Raw genomic sequence first — 18,046 nt, 5'->3', positions numbered from 1 at the left:
ATAGCTATCGGGATTGCGAGAAATTTTCAACACTTATTAAAACCCAATACTATTTCCACCATCAACTGGCAAAATAGTTCCAGTTGTATATTTTGATTCGCTTAAAGCGAAATAATAAACCGCATCAGCAATGTCCGAAGGTTCTCCCAAAAAGCCCATTGGTGTTCTTCCTAATACTTTATTTTTTCTTTCTGGATCACTATCCAAAGCTTTAGCCGACATCTTCGTTTTGATAAAACCGGGAGCAACACAATTGACACGAATCCCGAATGGAGCCAATTCTACTGCCATCGCACGTGTCATCGATTCGATTGCGCCTTTGCTGGCTGAATATGCAATCACTTTTGGAATTCCGTATTGAGATGCCATCGAGCTAATGTTTACAATACTTCCTGCGCCGTTTTCTTTCATGTTTTTTACAACCGCTTTACTTACTGCAAAAACACTCAAAAGATTAGTGTGAATTATCGATAAAAAATCTTCATCGGTTACGTCTAAAAATTCCTTTTTCAGATTGATTCCTGCATTGTTTACCAAAATATCAATCGGATTATCTTTTGCTATGCTTTCAATCATGGCAGGAATTCCAGCCAAATCATTCAAATCGAAGATTATCGGAATAGCATTTTCGCCAATTTCCTTGCAAGCTTCTTCTGTTTTTTCTTTTGATCTTCCTATTATGTAAGTTGTGATTCCATTATCACAAAGTTTTTTTGCTGTTGCAAATCCTAAACCCGAATTTCCTCCGGTTACAATTGCCGATTTTTTGCTCATAATTTTTAATGTCTATTTTTTTAGTACGCGGATGAAACGGATTCGCTATCGCGAAAACGCTGATTTACACGGGTTTTTCATTTAAAAATCTTTTTTTTCCGTGTCTTCGCGATAGCGAATCCGTCTAATCCGCGTTACAATTACTCAATTTATTATCCATTTCCCGGTGCAAATGGGAATTTCAATGATTTAAAATAATCTAATGTTTGTGCTGGTTTTTCTACTCCCGCCGGAAGTTCTTTTCCTGAAAACTGCTGAAAATACAACAGACAGGCATCGCGCCACCATTTTGCTTCTTTGTACTGAATTTCTAACAACATCCCGACTTCATTAAAGCGTTCGCTGTCTATATATTTTTCCATTTTCTTCCAGACATTCTGCATAGATGCAACTTGATTTACGCCTTCCTGATATTTGAGCGCCAAACCATTCCAAAGCGTCTGACCGTTTTTCAGTTTATAATCCCATGAAACATGATGAAACCATAAAAGATCTTTTTCTGGACAGGTTTTTAAATTATCAAAAAGTTTTTCAACTTCAGACGCGTATTGTGAAGTCGCATTTGTACCCGATTTTGATCGGTCAAAACCAATTCCGTTTTTGTCTGCTTTATGATAATACGTCGGATTCCATTCTGGTCTTGACAAATTCGAAACCCAAGGTCCCGGCCCATAATGATGTCCTGTGTCCATAATATGATGCAAACCAAGAGGTGTCATATAATTTACAACCGCTTCACGTGATTCCATCATTATATTTTTAACCGGTTTAATGAAATTTTCATCATTTGAGAAAGTACACCTCAACCATTCATCAGCAATAATTTCAGAATCTAAATACGGATTCCATGCCAATCTTCCGAAACCATACCAATTCGCTTGCGCAAAAGGATGTCCGGTCCAGTTTAAATCGTTTCCAATATTGGCGACGCCAGCAATTCCGGTAATTTTATTATTGTATAAAGATCCGTCAACAGCCTTTGCAACAGTTGAACCTTTTCCTTTTTGATAAGTGTCAGATTCTAAAACTTCCTGAAATAATTTAGGCAGAAAAACCAAATGCGTGCTAAAACCCAAATATTCCTGAGTAATTTGAAATTCCATCATTAATGGCGTTTTCGGCATCGCTCCAAATAACGGATGAAAAGGTTCTCTTGGCTGAAAATCAATCGCTCCGTTTTTGACCTGAACAATTACATTTTCTTTGAATTTTCCATCATACGGCTGAAATTCGGCGTAAGCTTGTTTCGCGCGATCATTTGCATCATGTTCCGAATACACAAATGCTCTCCACATAATTACGCCACCAAAAGGCGCAACGGCATCGGCGAGCATGTTCGCTCCGTCAACATGATCTCTTCCGTAATTTTGTGGGCCCGGTTGACCTTCTGAATTGGCTTTTACCAAAAATCCACCAAAATCCGGAATTCGTTTATAGATTTCAGCCGACTTGTTTTTCCACCAATTAATCACTTCAGGATCTTTTGGATCAGCAGTTTTTAGATTTCCAATTTCAATTGGTGCCGAAAATCTTGCTGTCAAATACACTTTTATTCCGTAAGGCCTGAAAACATTGGCTAAAGCCTCAACTTTTTCTAAATATTGTGGAGTTAAAATTAAAGCGTTTGCATTGACATTGGTCAAAACCGTTCCGTTGATTCCAACTGAGGCATTTGCTCTGGCGTAATCAATATAACGCTGATCAATAAAATCAGACAGTTTTTGCCAGTTCCAAAGTGAAAATCCGGCGTAACCTCTTTCGACCGTTCTGTCTAAATTATCCCAATGATTCAGAATTCTGATATTTGTTTTTGGAGAATCGGCAATGTTTAAATTTTTAACCGATTTATTCGTCTGCAATATTCTCAGGAAATTAAAAACTCCGTATAAAACAGCAACGTCGTTTTTTCCGGCAATAATGATTTGTTTTTTATTATTTAAAACAATGGATTTGATGATAAAACCTTCATTGTTTATTTTATCAAAATCAGGTTGAATTGCCTTTTTTATTTCAGGATTTAATGAAGATTCAGCACCTACAATAAGATTATTTTCTTCTTTTATTTCCGATTTAATTTCGGGAACATTTCCTAACATGCCCAAAAATCCAGTTTTAAGTTCTTTCTCGGCAATTTTAATCGTTTCGGAGTTTCCTAAAACAACAATTCCTTTAAGATTGTTTTTATATTCTGAAGTCATTGCAGAATTGCTCATGGCATTATACTGAAGCCACAATTTATAATCCTTTTGTGCCGAAGTGGAAAAGGAAATCAGAAGAAAAAAGAAAATAAATCTTAATGAAGTCATTTTGGTTTTTTAATTTATTCTTTAAAATTTCAAATTTGAATGAATCAGTGTTTTTCGTCTGTATAAAAATATTTGATAAAATTTTAATTCAAAAAATACATTATTCGAAATAAAACAATAATTGCAATCGGTTGCGTAAAAATATAAGATTGCATTTGAAGAAAAAAACTTTTGCTTCATTTTTTTTCAAAAAATAATTTCTTTAACAAATAAAAGCAGGATAATTTGAAAAACTATCCTGCACTTTCTTTACTTGTTCCGATATCATTTTCATCTTTAATAAGTACTATTTTTTTTTAAGCAATTTCTTAAAATATAAACCTCAAAATATTAAGATATTTTTTATAAATTTGAGTAAGAATAGCGATTTCCCCAAATCATTTTTTTACAACTTACTGCTTGTTTCCACTGTTTTCAAAAAGGATCTATAACGTAAAATCGAAAAAAATGAAAAACTTTACTTTTGCCGTAATTCTTTTACTGGGGATTTTTTTCAATTCCTCAACTGTTTTTTCAAAAAATGATCTGCATATTTCTGAAGCACATAAAATAATTGCTTTTTCTACCAGCTCTCCAGAAATTACTACTGCCTCAATCGCTGCATTTTTCAAAAAATATTCTGATTTAAAATCTTATCAAACCGATGTTGCGGCTTTGTATAAGGATAAAGCCTATAAACCGATTTGGTATGAAGGAAATGATATAAACGAATTTGGGTATCTTTTATATCACAAATTAAATTCAACTTACGAAGAAGGTGTTCAAATTGATATTCCGTATAAAAAGAAACTTGACGAAGTTTTTAACGAAGAATCAGCATCAAAATCAAAAATTTCAGAATCTGATACAGAACTTTTACTAAGTTCCATGTACATTTTATACGCCAAACATGTTTATCAGGGAATTGATGCCGATGAACAAAATAAAATTCAATGGTATTTGCCTAAGAAAAAATTATCTTATGAAACCTTATTAGATTCAATTGTAAGTAATCCCGACTTATTAAAGGAAAATAAACATGTTCTTTTCAGCCAATATTACAAACTTCAGGAAGTTTTAAAAAAATACCGCGAAATCGAAAAAAGCAATCAATGGACTCCCATCTATATGGACAAGCCTTATCAAGATTTGCGTCCTGATGCTACTTCTCAAACCATTGCCGATGTTAGACATCGTTTATTCATAATTGGCGATTTAGCCAATGATTCTAAAAGCAATTTTTATGATCAGGAATTGATGGATGGTGTAATGAAATATAAACTACGACATGCATTGTCACCAAATTATATACTTTCAAAGGAACATATTGACCAAATGAATGAACCTATCAGCGATCGTATTAAAACCATAATGCTGAATATGGAGCGCTGCAGATGGATTCCGCCATCCCTGGAAGATCAAAGCGAATATGTGATGGTTAATATTCCGTCGTTTATGCTGTATTTTGTTAGAGATAAAAATTTTGATATTGTATCGAAAGTTTTTATTGGTACGCCATTAACTAAAACGGTAATTTTTAGTGGACAGATTGACAGAATTGTTTTTAGTCCGTATTGGTATGTTCCAACAAGTATTATCCAAAACGAATTAAAACTAAAAATGGCCGAAGACAAAAATTATCTGGCCGATCATGGAATGGAATGGAATGGCGGGAAAGTAAGGCAAAAACCGGGTCCGGAAAATGCTTTAGGACTTGTAAAATTCATGTTTCCGAATCCGAATGACATTTACATGCATGATTCGCCATCTAAAAGTTTATTCGGATTTGAAAAGCGTATTTTCAGCCACGGTTGTATCAATGTAGAAAAAGCGAAAGAACTTGCCGTTTCAATGATGAAAGATTATCCGGAGTGGACAATTGATAAAATAAATGAAGCTATGAGCGGCGAAAAAGAAACGCCTTTCTTCCTAAAGAAAAAAATCCCGATTTATATAGGTTATTTTACCGCTTGGGTAACAAGAGATGGAAATATGAATTTTTATCCTGATGTTTATCAAAGAGATACTCGCCTAAACGGAATGTTGTTTCCAAATGATACTGCTTATAAATCTGATCAGGAATAGACGTAATAAACCTCATCAATAAACCTCCCAAAGTAATTTTTATTTTGGGAGGTTTTTTCTATTTCTTATTGACGTACTTGTCTAAAATATATTTTGTAACTGGTCTTAACGGGCTATTATTTTCTGGATGCCTTCCGTGATTGTTAAAAAAATCAATACTATCTCCTCTTTTTGCATACCAGATAATTGCATTATGATTCTTATCAAAATAAACTGTTGTATCACAAACCTTTATTTTCTTAAGACCAACTAAATTCTCATCTAATAATTCAACAGGATTACTCAATTCTTCCGATTTTAAATTACAATCTACAATATCATAATGATCGCCTGACCATTGCATACATTCTTTTTTCGGTAGGGCTAAATAAATGATTAAACCTAATCCAGCAAGTACAGCTACAATTGCTAAGTATCTATTTTTTTTAGATTCTGGTTTCTTATCTATACTAACAAAAGTCGATATTGGTGTTTCATCAGCTTTAACTTCCTTACTTTGAACTGGTAGAGGTTCTTCTATAACATCATCTGTTTTTGAATCATTTGAGTTTTCAATTTCTACTTGATCATTCAAATTATCTGAAGAAACTTCTTTAGCTGAATTATTAGGAATCCTCAACTCATTTATTAATTCTAAATCTTCTTCATCAATTTGTTTCCTATACTTATTAAAAGGTCTTGGGCGAAGATCTACAAGTATTGCAGCCAATTGAATGGTATCATCGGCTGGATTCTCTGTTATACCTTGAAAAAACCTCCTAACTTTTACTAATTTATTTAGCTCATCACCTCCAAACAAATTTCTTTTATCCTTATCAAATGGAAAATCAAAAAAAGATTCAAAAGCAATCAAGTCATCTTTATCAGTGTTTGAAGCGAATCTTTTGACACATAATTTTCTAAGATTTGCGGGTGTTGGCGAACTTAAATTATTTGAATAATCCCCTTCTTCTTTTTCCTTTTCATATTTCGCTTTAATAGCATTTTTATAATCTTCAAAAGTAATGTTTGACATAGGCATTTGAACTTTTTACAACTTTTCTAAAGTACTTTATTCTACTTTTTGTGACTTTTTAGAACTTCTCCCGACTTTAAAAAAACTAATTAGACTTTCCTGACTTTCTGATCAATACAGCTCTAAACCCCACATAACTTTGCCTCAACAAAATTAGTTAACGTTATGACCTGCAGGTTAAAAACAAAAATACAAAACTAGTTTTATTAAAAATGCGGAAAACCGTAAGACGGAATTTATCCGGGAAGTATAGATGAAAATCTTACTGTTCTACGCATTTCACTTCCCAAACAAAAAATGGTATCGACTAGATCTGGAATAGTTCCGGACAGCAATACCCATGTCTAAAATTTAATCGTAAAAAACATGAAAAAGATATTTTTATTGGGAGCGTTTGCGCTATTGTCAGCTACATTATTCTCTTGCACAGCCGACGAATATGATGATGTTAAAAAAGAAATTAAACCTATAAAACCAACTTATGCTGATGGCCCTGGAGATACAGTTCCTCCTCCTCCACCTCCAGAAGATGAATAAAAAAGTCCATTAAAAACAATAAATTTGTATTTTCGGGGAAAGTAAATTTTATGTTACGATCCCCGTTTTTTTATTTTCTTTTTTTACTGTTTTGCTTTTCATGCAAAAACAAAGCTACTATTCCTGTAAAAAATGAGATCATAAAAAAAGAAGCTTTAGAGATTAGAAATAAAGGCATTGAAAAATTTGAACAAGCAAATTATGATAGTTCCTTTTACTACTATAATAAGTCTAAAACAATGTATGAAAAAGTCAAAGACAGTACAAATATTGTTTTTATCCTTGCTCAAGTCGCCCAAATTCAACAAGTCAATGGTGATTATTACGGAAGCAGAGAAACTCTTACTGAAGCCCTGCCTTATATCAAGAAAAAAGATATTTACACCGCCACAATCAATACTTTATACGGAATAGCCGAAAAAGAATTATCTAATTTTGATGATGCAATCTATTATTATAATCAAGGTTTGAAAGATTGCCCAGATCCCTCATGTAAAGAAAACACTTTAAACAACATTGCAGTAGTTTATACTCATCAAAAAAAATACAATCAGGCCATAAAAATTCTTGATTCTATTTCGAATATAAAAGCATCAGCAGATCAATCAGAAAATTTCAAAGCGAGATATATAGATAATTGGGGTTACGCTTTATATAAAAATGGACAGACTGATAAAGGACTTAAGCTTATAAAATATAGTTTAGAGTTAAGAAAAAATGTTCCTTATGATTATGGAAGCATTGAAAGCAATTTGCATCTCGCTGAACTTTATACTGAAAATGATCCTTTACAATCAAAAGATTACGCTTTAAAGGCTTACAAAACTGCAACAAAACTTCATAGTATTGATGAACGTTTAGAAGCGCTTTCTTATTTAATGATTAATAAGTCATTGACAAATAATACCGAATATGCTAAGCAATTTTCTTTTTTGAACGACAGTATCATAAAAGTTCGCAATAATTTTAAAAACAAATTTGCCAAAATCAAATATGACTCTCAAAAGGAAAAAGATGAAAATCAGAAACTTCGTTTAGAAAAAGCTGAAAATCAATTATTCTTAGAAAGAGCACAATTTAAACAATATTTATTCATTGTCATTTTTTGCTTTTTGTCCATATTGATCTTTTATCTCAGAAAATATTATCGAAAAATAAATCGAATCGAAAAAATAAAAACGGCCTACGATACTGAGACAAGAATTGCAAAAGATATTCATGATGAATTGGCAAATGATGTCTTCGATACCATAACCTTTACACAAACTCAATCTTTAACAGCCGAAAATAATACAGGAATCTTATTGCAAAAACTAAATCATATTTATACTCGTGTTCGAGGTATTTCAAGAGAAAATAATGATATTGATACTGGAACAAATTATTCTAGAAATTTGAAAGAAATGCTTTCTACTTATGGGGACAAAAATATAAATGTCTCAATTAATGGTATCGAAAAAATAAATTGGGATTTAATTGAGGAGCTTAAAAAGATAACAATTCATCGAGTCTTGCAAGAACTAATGGTCAACATGAAAAAGCATAGCGAAGCTTCGGTAGTTGTTTTAAAATTTGAGACCGACAGCACTAAAATCTCTATAAATTATTCAGACAACGGAAAAGGTGGTGAAAAATCAAAAATTATAAAAAATGGTTTGCAAAATATGGAAAACCGTATTTTATCTGTAAAAGGAGCAATTACTTTTGAAACCGAACCTCAAAAAGGTTTTAAAGTAAAAATAACTATGCCTAAATAAAAGCCTATGTTTAAAAAAGTAATAATAGCTGAAGATATCGATGCAATGAATTTAGGAATTCAACAGGTTTTGAAGGATTTAAATATTGCCGATTACCAACATTCTAAATTTTGTGATGATGCTTTTCTAAAAATACGCGCCGCAAATCACAAAAATGAGTCGTTTGATTTATTAATTAGCGATCTTTCTTTTAAAAAAGATCATCGTGAACCAAACATTAAAAATGGAGATGAATTGGTTCAAAAAGTACGCGAATTACAACCTGATATTAAAATAATTGTCTATTCTGTTGAAGACAAAAGCTTTCGCATTAAATCGCTTTTTGAAAATGCTGAAATAGATGGTTTTGTTTTAAAAAGTTTGAACAGTATTGAAGAATTAAAAAAAGCAATAAATCTGATTTCAAGTTCGGATAAAAAATTTATTTCTCCAGAAATATCATCTACTTTACAGGAAAAAAACAATTTCGAAATAGAAGAATTGGATATTAAGATTTTAAAACATTTAGCCGATGGCGTTTCTCAAGATGAAATAATAGAAATTCTAAAAACTTTAGGAACTAAACCGAATAGCAAAAGTGCTATGGAAAAAAGACTTTCGAGATTAAAAGACTTTTTTAAAGCCAATAATACGCTTCATTTGATTTCAATTGTAAAAGATATGGGAATAATTTAAATTCCTGCTATTCCTATTTTAAAGCTCCTTCGGGGGCTTTTTTTATTGCCGAAATTTAAAATTTTATGGATTATGGATTTCCGTAAAATGCTGGTTTAATTGATTTTACTTTTGGGTTATTAAATAACTTTAAATAATTCACATATGGAAAAGTATAAAAAAAAGAAAAATGCAATTAGCGTGTCTTTAACTGATTTTATCGATTTTGTAAATAAATCTGGGAACTCTAAAATGACAAAAGTTAAACAAGTAAAATACAGAAACACTTATCATCCCGCTTCCGATTTTTATAAAGCTTTTCGAGAAGAAATTATCGAAATACACAAAAACAATAACGATAAAAAATTATTAGATAATTTACTCCATAAATTGACTGATTTAAAAAAGAAAGTCAACTACCCAATATCAATCGACGGGTACAAGAAATTCTGGGGAAAGAAAAAAATTGAATGGTTTGATCCTCCATTTTATCATTGGTTGACAGGAGATCTCGATATTAAAATAAATCCAGAACTAGGTCTTTCATTTGACAACAAATTTTATGTAATTAAATTATTTTTAAAAGCTGATAAAATTTCTAAAGATAAATTATCACAAATCTTATCTTTGATGGAAAGTCAATTGCGCAAAGAAACTGGAGATGAAGTTATTTTTGCAGTTTTAGATGTGAAAAATTCAAAATTATACGAAAATACAAAAGGTGATTATACATATTTACCTTTACTAGAAGGAGAAGCAAAAAGTTTTGAATCTATCTGGAAAGCTATTTAATTTTAGATCAATAAGTATTATAGTCATGTTTTTGTTACTTTTAATATTAATTATAGAAATTTAAAATAATTACTAAGTGAACATTTTATATATTGATGCAAATATTTTTCTCGGATTCTACAATTCAAATAAACCTGAGTTTAAAAAACTATTGAACTCTGTAATAGAAGTTAAAACCAAAATATTTTTTACTGAGCAATTCAAAAATGAAATTGATAGAAATAAATTGAATGTCTTCAAGCAATCAATAGATAATTATATAAAACAAATAGCAATAACAGATATAGCTTTACCAGAACATCTGGATCAAGAGACTTCATCTAAATTAAAATATTGGAATACTTCAAGAAAAAAATTAGAACATCAAATTAAAGATTCTAATAACGAGCTCATGAAAATTTTAAATGAAACATTGTCCAATGTTTCTTCATCCGAGGATAATGTTTCTAGAGCATTATCTTCATTATATCTGAGAAGTATTCAGCCATCAACTGATGATCTAATTAGAGCCAGATATCGAAAAGAAATTGGCAACCCACCTGGCAAAAAAAATGACCCTCTTGGTGACCAATTATCTTGGGAAATGCTTTTAAATATTGTGCCTAAGATTAATAGAATATGGATTATTACTAAAGATCAAGACTACTATACTGAAAGTAAAGATTTATTATATTTAAATCCTGTTTTAAAAAATGATCTTATTAGATTAAATCCTGACATTAATATTAAAGTTTTTAATAAATTATCTGAAGCTTTAAGAGACTTCAACAATCAAGAATTGATTACATCAATTCCTAATAAAGATGATTTAGACCTCATTTCATTATCTGAATCATATATGGATGATATTGACAATATTGATTTACAAATTCTAAGTTATTTATCTCAAGGATATGGAACATTAGAAATGAAAGAAATTCTCTCTCTTAAAGATCTCTCTTTTTCTCAAATTGAAAAAAGAATAAGCAAGCTGAAAGAACTTTTTAAAGCTAATAATACCATTCATTTGATTTCAATTTCAAAAGATATGGGGTTGATCTAAACTTTATTTCTGATTATATTTTAAAGCTTCTTCGGGAGCTTTTTTTATTTCCTGTAGTTTAAAATCTAATTAATTATGGATTTCCGTAAAATACTGTTTTTGATTGATTTTACTTTTGAATTATTAATCAACTAATTCAAAAAAAATGAAAAACCAAGTCTTACAAATCATCGCATCATTTAGTGCTTTATTATTATTTTCTTGCCAAAAAACAGTCTCATCATATGATGAAATAGCAGTAGCAGTAGATTCAGCGGCAGTCGTTGTAGATTCAGTTGCAACAACTAAAAATAATGTGTGGGAATATCATCAATCAATTGATAAAATGACATCAAAATCGATCAAGTTTGCGCAGATAATATCTAATGAAAGCTTAAATCTAGAATTCCCTTATGATGGAAATAATTACGGTCATTTAACATTAAGAAAAAATGATCACACGGATATATATTTAAGTATTGATAAAGGACAAATTAGTGGAGGATATGATAATAATTTTATCAAAGTTCGTTTTGATGACGAGAAACCAATAAAATTTAGCTATAGCGAACCGCAAGACAACAGTAGTGACTTAATTTTTATTGATAACGAAATAAAATTTTTATCAAAATTAAAAAAATCAAAAAAAATACTTATTTCATTGCCCTTATATCGTGAAGGCAATCAAATACTGGAGTTTAATACTATAGATTTAAAATGGTAATCTTTCTCTAAATTAAAAAACTAAAATCATTAAACAATGAAAAAAACTATCCTTCTTTTTATAGCAATTATAATGTTTAGCTGTTCAAATAAAAATGAATTATTCAAAGAAACTGATTCATTTGTGGAATCTCTTCAAACAGAGTATGAAAGTTATGGGATTCTTGGTAATAAATATTCTAAAACTACTAGTGATGGTTTGTATACCATTTCTCCAATTGGTCGTTTAATAAATGTAAAAATACAAAAGGTTGTAAGCTCAGAAGAATATGAAGATCTAAAAAAAGATCTTGAAAGTCATTATCATGGTGATTCAAGAGTTAATAGTGTTTATATATGCCAGGCCGGCACTATTATGATTGATTGTAGAAACTAAATTTTAAATATTCTACAAAAACTTTTAGCCTACATTATTTTAAAGAGGAATTTCATTGTCCTCTTTTTTCTATTTAAATCCTTTTCTAAAAAAGCTTCTTTAAAAATTTTACCAGATTACGGATTTCCATAAAATACTGGTTTTACAGGCTTTACCTTTGAATAATAATCAAAACTAAAACCAATGGAAATCAACATTCAACTAAAATCATTAGCCGATAAAATAAATCAGCTGAAAAGTAAAATTGAAACTGAAGAATCTACAAAACATGCTTTTGTATTGCCTTTTATACATATTTTGGGTTATGATGCTTTTAATCCGTTAGAAGTAGTTCCTGAATTTACAGCAGATCTTGGGCTGAAAAAAGGAGAAAAAGTAGATTATGCTATTTTCCAGAATGGAGAACCCATTATAATTGTAGAATGCAAAAGCTGGAAAGAAAATCTTACGGTTCATAATTCGCAGTTATTCCGTTATTTTCATGTTACAAAAACCCGATTTGCACTATTGACAAATGGTATTACTTACCAATTTTTTACTGATTTAGATAATCAAAACAAAATGGATGAAAAACCATTTTTGGAATTTGACATCTGCAATCTAAAAGAGAACACTATAAACGAAATTGCGAAATTTCATAAAGCTAACTTTGATGTAAATAATATTGTAAGCAATGCCAGTTCTCTAAAATACATAAAAGAAATAAAAAAGCAAATAAGTGCAGAATTAGAAAATCCTTCAAATGATTTTACAAAGCTTTTTGCCAATAAAGTATACACTGGAAGATTGACTGAAAAAGTTGTCGACGAATTTAAAGATTTAGTTCAAAAATCGGTCACCCAATTTATTAATGATAAAATCAATGACCGATTAAATGCTGCTTTAACGAAAGAAACAATCAAACAGCAAGTTGAAGAAATTTCAATAGCTGAAGATGACAATAAAATTATTACATCTGAAGAAGAACTAGACGGTTATCGAATAGTAGTTGCTATTTTACGTCGAAAATTACCAACTAACAGAATTGTTTATCGCGATACGCAATCCTATTTTGGAATTTTACTAGATGATAACAACCGTAAGCCTTTATGCCGACTGCATCTTAATGGCGGTAAAAAATACATAAGCCTGTTTAATGATAATAAAACAGAGTCAAAAATTTCGATTTCATCAATCGACGATATTTATCAGTTTGAGAAAGAATTATTAGATACTGTGGCGCTTTACGAAACAGAATAAAATCACGTATAAGTACTCACTTAAAAGAATTTAATTCTATTTAGATTTAGAAACTAAATTAAAGCTTTTAGCTCTAAACCAAATACCACAAAGCCTATGCAAAAAAACTACCTCATCTTACTTTTATTATTTACGCTTTATTCCTGCCAAAAAACTTCTGCTCCGCCTCCGCCACAAATAAATTCATTTTATAAATCGGTAATTACGGCAGATGACCGCAAAACCATTACGCCAGAAGAAGCCAAAACTTATTATGTAAATAAAACCTATCAGTACGAATATAGAACTGGAAATCCAGGTCATTACGAATACAATTATGATGTAAAAGGAATAAATTACAAAGGTGATTCGGTTTTTGGAAATATAAATGTTCAAGGAAAATATGGTGCAGGAATTTTAATGATAGATAGCATTCCTGAGCTAGAAATTTGTACAGAATGGATTTCATACGGAAAATTAAAAGCATTTGATAATAAAGGAAATGAATATCACTTAGTAGTAAAATAAATTAAGTCAAAATGAAATATGCTTTATTACTTCTCTTCGTTTTTTTAACTTCATTTTGCCCGCCCGAAACGACAGTATATTTATGTGGTCCAACAGGTGCCAAAAAATATCATTATAATGCAAACTGTCGCGGACTAAGTTCGTGTAATCATGAAATTACAAAAGTTAGCCTTAAAAAAGCTCAAGGATACGGTTTGACGCTTTGTGGTTGGGAAGATTAATTTCTTCTTTGTATTATTCAACGAATGGCAATTGTACAAAGAAAGAATAATCGAGTCAATAAAAACGAATTAAAAAATCTCCCAAAATAAAGTTTATTTTGGGAGATTTTTTATTTTGCTGCACTAGGTTTATGTGCGTACTTTCTAAAAATATCTTTTGTGACTGGTTTCAGCGCAATATTATTTTCAGGATGCCTTCCGTGACCGTTAAAAAAGTCAATTCCATCAGCAGTTTGGGCATACCAAATTATAGCGCGCCCGTATTTATCAAAACAAATAGTATGATCATCAATATCTACTTTCTGCAAATGAACCAAACTTTCATCTAACAATTCAACTGGATTTCGTGTAAGCGAACTTTGTGATTTCAAATCGCACCTAACAAGCTCATAATGATCGCCTGACCACTGCATACACTCTTTCTGCGGAAGCGCCAAATAAATAATAACGCCAATCAAACAAAGAACAGCCGTTATTGATGCAATTCGAAACATTTTAAATTTTGACTTATAAATTCTAAATTTTCTTTTCTTATTTGGTGTTTTCGCTAAAACTGCATTTTCAGGATGTTTCAAATTTTCGGGAGCCTTCTCAATTTCATTTTTGTATAAAACGTCGGGACCAAAAACAGTAATTTGTTCTTCCTGAGACATTGCTTTAGCCTTAAATTTTCTGAAAGGCCTTGGCTGAAAATCAATCAAAATTGCAGCCATATCAACGGTATCTATTTTTAGAGGTTCTTTCTCTCCTTTCAAAAATGCGCCTACTTTTTTATACTTATCCGTATAGGTTGTGCAAGTATCCTCCCTATTTTTATCGAAAGGAACACCTTTAAAATCCCAATACACTTTTAAATCGTCTGGAGCAGGATTTTCACGTAATATTTTCCAACATAAATCTCTCAAATGGGCTTGAGAAGGTGTCTCCAGATAATTGGAATTTTCTCCTAATTCTTTTTCAATATTATATTTTGTTCTTATAGCTTCTTTATAAGCTTTTTCATAATTGCATCGTGTAATGTGGTCCATATACATTCAGGATTTTCAGGATTTTTAGGATTAATTCTCGGATTTTTCAAGAAAATCTGGAACATTTGGAATCTCCGGATTTCCTTCTCAATTCAAAGGAAAATAAATGATTACTTTACCTTAGAATTAGTGCTCGTTCTGACTCGCGATCATAACAAATTTACAAAACTAGTTCACCTAGAAATTGCGGGAAACCGTAAATTTTAGTTTAGGAGGAAAACCTAAATCAAGACTTACTATTTTACGCTCTTTTCTTCACAAACAGAAAGTTTCATTGCCCAAAAAACGATTCAGAACAATTCTGAATAGCAATGCTTATGCCAAATTTTTAAGCCATAATAAAAAAGAAAAAATATTTTTTCGTTCTATTTGAACACAATATTATTTTCTTGTTATGATGATAAATATGATCGTATAAAAAAAAAATAGAACGTGCAAAATCAAATTATATCGACGATTTTCCAGAAGAGTTTCTACCCCCGCCGCCAAAAGATGAATAAATAAATTGCACTTAATAATTAATTAGTACTTTCGGCGAAAGTAAATCTTATGCTAGGATTTTCTTTTTATGTCTTCTTATTTTTGTTTTTCTTGTTTCATACAAAGGCAAAACTGCTGTTTTTCTAAAAAATGGTATCCAAAATATGGAAAACCGTACTTTGTTTACAAAAGGAACTATTAATTTTGACACTGAACCTAATAGAGGTTTTTAAAGTAAAGATATCCATGCCTAAATAATTTTTTATGTTTAAAAAAGTAATGATAGCCGAAGATTTAGATAGCATCAATTTTGGAATCGAACAAGTCCTAAAAGATTTAGGAATTGAGAATTTCGATTATTCCAAATATTGTGACGATGCCTTTTTAAAAATACGTAAAGCCATTCAGGACAATGATCCTTATGATTTATTGATAAGCGACCTTTCGTTCAAAACAGATCATCGCGAGGTAAAACTTGCCAGTGGCGACGAATTAGTACAGAAAACACGAGAAATCCAGCCTGATATTAAAATACTAACCTATTCGGTCGAAGACAAAAGTTATCGTATCAAATCTCTTTTTGAAAATGCATCAATAAATGCTTTTGTTTTGAAAGGGAGAAACAGCATTGAAGAGCTTAAAAAAGCTATTGCGATTATTTCATCTTCTGATGAAAAATTTATTTCGCCGGAAATTGCTTTGTTATTGCAGGAAAAAAATAATTTTGAAATTGATAATATTGATATTAAAATCCTAAGATATTTATCTGAAGGAGAATCGCAGGATGATATCATCGAAATTTTCAAAAATGCCGATATCAAACCAAACAGCAAAAGTGCTATCGAAAAAAGATTATCAAAACTAAAAGATTTCTTTAAAGCTAATAATACGGTTCAGTTAGTTTTTATTGCAAAGGATATGGGTATTATTTAACTCTTGGCAAACACTTTATTTACTAAAGCTCCTCTGGGGGCTTTTTATCGTTTTTTTGGTCACTTTCATCTTATTTAATTATTTGATAATAATGGCTTTACAATTTATTCACATTAGTTTTCTTAATTTGAATAAAAGTAAAAGTTATGAAATTCTTTAATCTAAATTTTCTGGTATCATTCAAAGAGTGGCTTTTTTTAAGAGCTATGCAATCTTCTTTCCTTCATTAAAAAATCAATTAAAAATCAAGGAATACATAGTTGAATGAATAAAGTTGAAAACTCATTTCTAAACAAAAACCAATTTGGAGAGGATTTCTTGTGGGGTGTTTCTACCGCTGCATTCCAAATTGAAGGGGCTCATGATGCAGACGGAAAAGGTTCTTCGATCTGGGATGTTTTTACCTCTCAAAAAGGGAAAATTAAAAACGGACATCATGCTGTAACCGCTTGTGATTTCTATAATTCGTATGAAAATGATATTAATTTAATCAAAGAATTAAATATCCCGAATTTTAGATTTTCGATCAGCTGGCCACGAATTATGCCTACAGGTACTCATCCTGTAAATCAGGCCGGAATTGATTACTACAATAAAATCATCGATTCATTGCTTGCTCAGGGAATTGAACCGTGGGTTACACTTTATCATTGGGATTTGCCACATGCGCTTGAAGAAAAAGGCGGATGGACGAATCGCGAATCTATTTCCTGGTTTTCAGAATATGTCGAAATCTGCGCCAAGCATTTTGGCGATCGTGTTAAAAACTGGATGGTTATTAATGAACCTTCTGTTTTTACCGGAGCTGGCTATTTTTTGGGCATTCATGCACCGGGAAAAAAAGGAATTACAAACTACCTAAAAGCCATGCATCACGTTACAATGGCGACTGCAGCCGGAGGAAAAATACTTAGAAACAGAATTCCTGATGCCAATATTGGAACTACTTTTTCTTCAACTCATATTGAACCTGCGACAACAAGTCAAAAAGATGCTGAAGCTGCAAAACGTGTCGACACTCTACTTAACAGAACTTTTATCGAGCCACTTTTAGGACTCGGATATCCACAAGGCGATTTACCAGTTCTAAAAAAACTAAACAATTATATTGCGTCCGATGATTTGGAAAACATCGCTTTTGATTTCGATTTTATCGGCCTACAATGTTATACCAGAGAAGTTGTAAAATCGTCGTTGATAATTCCGTATATCGGTGCCGAATTAATTAGTGCCGAAAAAAGAAATGTCATCGCAACTGATATGGGATGGGAAGTTTACCCTCCTGCTCTCTACCATGTTTTAAAAAGATTTAATGAATACGACGGCATCAAAAAAATTATAATTACTGAAAATGGCGCCGCTTTCCCAGATACTGTTACAAACGGAAAAGTGCACGACATTAAACGTACACATTATATTCAGGATCATTTGGAACAAATTTTGAAAGCTAAAGAAGAAGGACTAAATGTCGATGGATATTTTGTATGGACTCTTACCGACAACTTTGAATGGGCCGAAGGTTACAACGCCAGATTTGGGCTAATTCATGTAGATTTTGAAACTCAAAAAAGAACAATCAAAAATTCCGGATTCTGGCTCAAAGATTTTTTATCTTAAGA

The 18,046-nt window shown here is 31.2% G+C and carries 17 protein-coding genes; 13 read left to right on the top strand and 4 right to left on the bottom strand.

What is annotated here, in order from left to right; translation table 11 throughout:
• Positions 1-36: 36 nt before the first annotated feature.
• On the bottom strand, positions 37-774 hold the full coding sequence (locus tag ACNFIH_RS18740) for an SDR family NAD(P)-dependent oxidoreductase (protein ID WP_426484285.1): 738 nt from the start codon (positions 772-774) through the stop codon (positions 37-39).
• A gap of 152 nt (positions 775-926) precedes the next feature.
• The gene (locus ACNFIH_RS18735; RefSeq protein ID WP_426484284.1) at positions 927-3,080 is read right to left on the bottom strand and encodes an alpha-glucuronidase family glycosyl hydrolase; all 2,154 of its coding nucleotides are present in this window, start codon (positions 3,078-3,080) and stop codon (positions 927-929) included.
• Positions 3,081-3,527: 447 nt separating this feature from the next.
• On the opposite strand from ACNFIH_RS18735, the gene ACNFIH_RS18730 reads away from it, so the two are divergent.
• Positions 3,528-5,144, top strand: a complete 1,617-nt coding sequence (locus tag ACNFIH_RS18730) for a L,D-transpeptidase family protein (protein WP_426484283.1) — start codon at positions 3,528-3,530, stop codon at positions 5,142-5,144.
• Between the two features lie 58 nt (positions 5,145-5,202).
• On the opposite strand, the gene ACNFIH_RS18725 is transcribed toward ACNFIH_RS18730, so the two are convergent.
• Complete coding sequence (locus ACNFIH_RS18725) at positions 5,203-6,159, bottom strand: hypothetical protein (RefSeq protein ID WP_426484282.1); 957 nt, start codon at positions 6,157-6,159, stop codon at positions 5,203-5,205.
• 366 nt (positions 6,160-6,525) lie between these two features.
• On the opposite strand from ACNFIH_RS18725, the gene ACNFIH_RS18720 reads away from it, so the two are divergent.
• The 10 genes from ACNFIH_RS18720 (at position 6,526) to ACNFIH_RS18675 (ending at position 13,986) form a co-directional block, all read left to right on the top strand.
• Positions 6,526-6,696 (top strand): hypothetical protein, encoded by a 171-nt coding sequence (locus ACNFIH_RS18720; protein WP_193745221.1) that lies wholly within the window; start codon positions 6,526-6,528, stop codon positions 6,694-6,696.
• A gap of 239 nt (positions 6,697-6,935) precedes the next feature.
• Complete coding sequence (locus ACNFIH_RS18715) at positions 6,936-8,453, top strand: ATP-binding protein (RefSeq protein ID WP_371199628.1); 1,518 nt, start codon at positions 6,936-6,938, stop codon at positions 8,451-8,453.
• 6 nt (positions 8,454-8,459) lie between these two features.
• Positions 8,460-9,128 (top strand): response regulator, encoded by a 669-nt coding sequence (locus ACNFIH_RS18710; protein WP_426484281.1) that lies wholly within the window; start codon positions 8,460-8,462, stop codon positions 9,126-9,128.
• 144 nt (positions 9,129-9,272) lie between these two features.
• Positions 9,273-9,899 (top strand): hypothetical protein, encoded by a 627-nt coding sequence (locus ACNFIH_RS18705; RefSeq protein ID WP_426484280.1) that lies wholly within the window; start codon positions 9,273-9,275, stop codon positions 9,897-9,899.
• 76 nt (positions 9,900-9,975) lie between these two features.
• Positions 9,976-10,941, top strand: coding sequence for a PIN domain-containing protein (locus tag ACNFIH_RS18700; protein ID WP_426484279.1), 966 nt, complete (start codon positions 9,976-9,978; stop codon positions 10,939-10,941).
• A 145-nt stretch (positions 10,942-11,086) separates the two neighbouring features.
• Complete coding sequence (locus ACNFIH_RS18695; protein WP_426484278.1) at positions 11,087-11,644, top strand: hypothetical protein; 558 nt, start codon at positions 11,087-11,089, stop codon at positions 11,642-11,644.
• A 36-nt stretch (positions 11,645-11,680) separates the two neighbouring features.
• Positions 11,681-12,019, top strand: a complete 339-nt coding sequence (locus ACNFIH_RS18690; protein ID WP_426484277.1) for a hypothetical protein — start codon at positions 11,681-11,683, stop codon at positions 12,017-12,019.
• A 183-nt stretch (positions 12,020-12,202) separates the two neighbouring features.
• Positions 12,203-13,258, top strand: a complete 1,056-nt coding sequence (locus ACNFIH_RS18685) for a type I restriction endonuclease (protein ID WP_426484276.1) — start codon at positions 12,203-12,205, stop codon at positions 13,256-13,258.
• Positions 13,259-13,354: 96 nt separating this feature from the next.
• Complete coding sequence (locus ACNFIH_RS18680) at positions 13,355-13,765, top strand: hypothetical protein (RefSeq protein WP_426484275.1); 411 nt, start codon at positions 13,355-13,357, stop codon at positions 13,763-13,765.
• Between the two features lie 11 nt (positions 13,766-13,776).
• Positions 13,777-13,986: a hypothetical protein gene (locus tag ACNFIH_RS18675; RefSeq protein WP_426484274.1), complete on the top strand. Its 210-nt coding sequence runs from the start codon at positions 13,777-13,779 to the stop codon at positions 13,984-13,986.
• A 110-nt stretch (positions 13,987-14,096) separates the two neighbouring features.
• Here ACNFIH_RS18675 and ACNFIH_RS18670 read toward each other — a convergent pair whose 3' ends face one another.
• Positions 14,097-15,014: a hypothetical protein gene (locus ACNFIH_RS18670; protein ID WP_426484273.1), complete on the bottom strand. Its 918-nt coding sequence runs from the start codon at positions 15,012-15,014 to the stop codon at positions 14,097-14,099.
• Positions 15,015-15,758: 744 nt separating this feature from the next.
• Between ACNFIH_RS18670 and ACNFIH_RS18665 the strand changes: the two genes are divergently transcribed.
• On the top strand, positions 15,759-16,427 hold the full coding sequence (locus ACNFIH_RS18665) for a response regulator (protein WP_426484272.1): 669 nt from the start codon (positions 15,759-15,761) through the stop codon (positions 16,425-16,427).
• A 264-nt stretch (positions 16,428-16,691) separates the two neighbouring features.
• Entirely contained in the window at positions 16,692-18,044 is a 1,353-nt protein-coding gene (locus ACNFIH_RS18660; RefSeq protein ID WP_426484271.1) for a GH1 family beta-glucosidase, read from the top strand.
• The last annotated feature ends 2 nt before the right edge of the window (positions 18,045-18,046 follow it).

Origin of the sequence: Flavobacterium sp. 2 (assembly GCF_049949195.1) — a bacterium.
Classification (GTDB): domain Bacteria; phylum Bacteroidota; class Bacteroidia; order Flavobacteriales; family Flavobacteriaceae; genus Flavobacterium.
This window is presented reverse-complemented; position numbering and strand designations above follow the sequence as displayed.